This is a genomic window from Roseateles sp., assembly GCF_046300915.1.
GTDB lineage: Bacteria > Pseudomonadota > Gammaproteobacteria > Burkholderiales > Burkholderiaceae_C > Kinneretia.
Window position 1 is genome coordinate 1 of record NZ_JBKCLH010000184.1, and the last position, 3,816, is coordinate 3,816.

General features: G+C 68.9%; 2 protein-coding genes. Both read right to left on the reverse strand.

Features of this window, described 5'->3' with window-relative positions:
• Positions 1–118: 118 nt before the first annotated feature.
• Positions 119–1,105, reverse strand: coding sequence for an LLM class flavin-dependent oxidoreductase (locus ACK5F2_RS13765; RefSeq protein WP_409865494.1), 987 nt, complete (start codon positions 1,103–1,105; stop codon positions 119–121).
• Between the two features lie 63 nt (positions 1,106–1,168).
• Positions 1,169–3,816: PAS domain S-box protein (locus tag ACK5F2_RS13770; RefSeq protein ID WP_409865492.1), on the reverse strand; the 2,648-nt coding region annotated here is incomplete at its 5' end.

Below are 3,816 nucleotides of genomic sequence, written 5' to 3' on the forward strand. Positions count from 1 at the left end.
CGTGCTGCTCAAGATGCTGTATAAATATACAGTAATTTGGGCGGCGTGACCCGTCGGGCCCTCGTCTCGCCTGAGGCTGCTGACAAATTTCCCGAGCGCGCCCCGGCCGCGCGCGCCTTCAGGCCGCCAGTTGCGCCAGCAGCTCGTAGGACCGCAGGCGGGCGCCGAAGTCGTGCAGGGCGCTGGCCACGATGAACTCGTCCGCGCCGGTGCGCTCGGCCGTGGCACGCAGACCGGCACGCACCGTGACCGGCGAGCCCACCACCGATTCGGCCAGCATGCGAGCCACGCCAGCCTTCTCGGGCGGGGTCCAGCGCGTTTTCATATCGTCGACCGGCGGCGGCAGGGGGCCGCGCTGGCCGCGCTGCATGCCCAGGAAGCGCTGCTGCAGGGAGGTGAAGAGGCGCTGCGCCTGCTCATCGCTGTCGGCCACGATCACATTGAGCCCCACCATGGCGTGCGGCTTGGGGTGACGGGTGCTGGGCCGGTACTGGCTGCGGTAGAGGTCCAGGGCCTGCATCAGCAGCTCCGGTGCGAAATGCGAGGCAAAGGCGAAGGGCAGGCCCAGGTAGGCGGCGAGCTGGGCGCTGTAGAGGCTGGAGCCCAGCAGCCAGATCGGCACCTCGGTGCCCTGACCGGGAATGGCGCGCACGACCTGACCCTCGCGGGCCGGGCCCAGATAGGCTTGCAGCTCCTGCACATCCTGCGGGAAGCGGTCCTCGGCCGCGCTGCTCAGATGACGGCGCAGGGCTCGCATGGTGGGGCCGTCGGTCCCCGGCGCGCGGCCCAGGCCCAGGTCGATGCGGCCGGGAAAGAAGCTGGCCAGGGTGCCGAACTGCTCGGCAATCGTCAGCGGCGCATGGTTGGGCAGCATGATGCCGCCCGAGCCCACGCGGATGCGCTCGGTGGCGCGCGCGATCTGGCCGATCAGCACCGCGGTGGCGGCGCTGGCCACACCGTCCATATTGTGATGCTCGGCCACCCAGAAGCGGTGGTAGCTCAGAGCCTCGGCGTGGCGGGCCAGGGCCAGGCAGTTGTGCAGGGCGGTGACGGCATCGCTGCCGGCCACGATGGGCGCAAGGTCCAGAACGGACAGGGGTGGTATCTGCGACATGGTGGCCGCAGTCTAGGCTCAAGGCGCCAACGATGTGGCGGTATGGGCTTGGCCCTAAGCAGCGCCTGGGCGACGGGTGCTCGCGGTATCGCCGGCCGGGGTTTGCAGCAGCGGAGCCGCATAAGGCAGGATGATCACAAACCGGGTCCCGCCACCCGGGCGTTCGAGCAGTTCCAGTCGTCCGCCCAGCACATCATGGACGATGTTGTAGACGATGTTCAGTCCCAGACCCGTGCCGCCGCGGCCCAGCTTGGTGGTGAAGAAGGGGTCGAAGGCGCGACGACGCACGTCTTCGCTCATGCCCAGGCCATCGTCCTCGACCAGCAACTCCAGCTGCTGATCGTCCAGGGGGCTCGCTGCGATGCGTAGATGACCTTCAGCACGCCCTTCGAACGCATGCATCAGGGCGTTCTGAAGCAGGTTGGACAGCACCTGCCCCAGGGGGCCAGGGTAGCTGTCCAGCTCTTGAGGCAGGGGCCGCAACTCGGTCACGATGCGGTAGGGCGTGGTCTTCCAGCGCGCATGGGCCAGCCCCAGCACATCACCCACCACATCGTGCAAGGCAAAGCGGCGACGCTGCTCGCTGGTCTGGTCCACGGAGAGCTGCTTGAAGTGCTGCACCAGGGCGCAGGCGCTGTTCAGGCCGCGCAGCAGAATGCCGTTCGCCACGGCCGTATCGTTGAGGTAGGCCTCCAGGGTGGACCGCCGCATATTGCCGGCCGCCAACTGGGCCGCGATCTCCCGGCTGCGGCTTTCCAGGGTGGAGGCCGTGGTCAGGCAGTTGCCCAGCGGGGTATTGAGTTCGTGAGCCACGCCGGCAACCAGGGAGCCCAAGGCCGCCATGCGCTCGGCGCGCAGCAATTCGGTCTGGGCATGTTGCAAGGTGTCACGGGTCTGGGCCAGTTCGGCGGCACGGGCCGTCACACGCGACTCCAGTTCCGCATTGAGCGCGCGCAGTTCACGCTCCGCCTGCAGTTGGGCGCTGATGTCCCGGGCCACACCGAGGAAACCGATCAGCTCGCCTTGGCGCGAGTACACCACGCTCACCGTCAGGGAGACTTCGAGCCGGCTGCCATCCCGGCGGACCATGGTCCAGATCTGCGTGTCGCTGCCCTCCAGCAGCGCACGGGCGGCAAAGGCTTCGCTCTTGTCGACCCTGCGCCCCAGACTCCGACTCAGCGCCGCGGCGCGGGCCTCGATCTCCTCGGGTAGATGCCATGCCTTGGGGCTGTGCCCCATCACATCCTGGGCCTGATAGCCCAGCATGCGCTCGGCACCCCGGTTGAAGACGGTGATGCGATCCTGGGCATCGGTGGCGATGACGGCCACTTCCATGGCCGCATCCAGCACCGCCTGCAGCCCGTCGCGCGCCGCCTGAAGCTCTGCCTCGGCTTGGCGCTGTACCGTGATGTCTCGCCCCGTGCCACGGTAGCCGCAGAAGTTGCCCTCCGCATCGAAGAAAGGGGCGCCGGAGACGCTCAGGTAGCGTCTGCGGCCGTCTGCCGCGATCTGCGCATACTCGAAATCCTTGAAGGTCTCGCGGCGCTCCAGGCTGCGCTTGTGGGCCTCCCAGTCCGTACCGGGTACCAGGACGGGGGACTCCCAGCGCTTGAAGCCCAGTACCAGATCGGAGGAGGTGTTGGTGGCCTCTTCGGCCACGCGGGAGATGTAGGTGAAGCGCAAGTCGGCGTCCTGCTCCCAGACCCAGTCGCTGGCCAGGGCCGCCAGGGTGCGAAAGCGCGATTGCGACTCCTCCAGCTCGGCCCGCATCAGCCGGCCTTGCTCGATCTCGCGGCTCAGGGCTTCGTTGTCCCGGCACTGGGCCCGCCACATGCGGGTCAGCAGGCCCACCAGCAGGGTGACCAGACCACAGCCGCCCCACAACGCCAGCAAGCTGGTGCTGAGCCCCGCACCGCCACCCCAGCCGTTCACGGGGCGAGCGAGCAGCAGCCAGTCGGCGCCGGGCAGCCGGGCGGGCAGGATCACGCGCTCCGCCGCGGACAGGCGCTGCAACTCGGCCGAGCCCCAGATCAAGGCACCGGGCTGGCCCCCGCCATTGCTGGCATGCAAGGCCATCTCCAGCCCCGCCTCATGGGGCAGGCCGGCGGCGGCGATGAATCGTCCCAGATCGGCGACCACGGAGACCACACCCCAGTAGCGCGACTCGCCACGCTCGTCACGAAGGAACACGGGGCTGCGTTGAATCACGCCCTGGCCACCCTGCACCAGGTTCACCGGGGCGCGCAGCAGGGGCTGACGCAGGCGCCGAGCCTCCTCGACCTGGGCCCACTGGGCCGGCACGCTGCGGTAGTCCAGGTTGAGCACCGCCTCATTGCCCGAGCGCGGATAGACATGGCGGGCCACATCATCGGGTGCGGCCACCACACTGCGCAGATGGGGCAGCAAGGGCATGGTGCGTTGCAGCATGAGCTCGAAGCGCTGCTCGTTCAGCCCGCCGTCCACCTGGATCATGGTGCTCAGGTTCAGGGTGGGCGCGAAGGTGGACTGGCCGGTGGCCTCCAGGCGGTCGCGCAGCGCGGTCAGGCGCTGTTCCACCTGCCGGCGCTCGTCGAGGGCCCGGCTGATCTGCTCCTGGCCTTGCAGCCAGAGGCCCAGCAGCAGGCTCAGCAGCAGGCAGAGCCAGACGGGCCAGTAGACCAGCCACAAAGCCGGCCCCTTGGGCGCGGCGGGCCGGGCAGGGG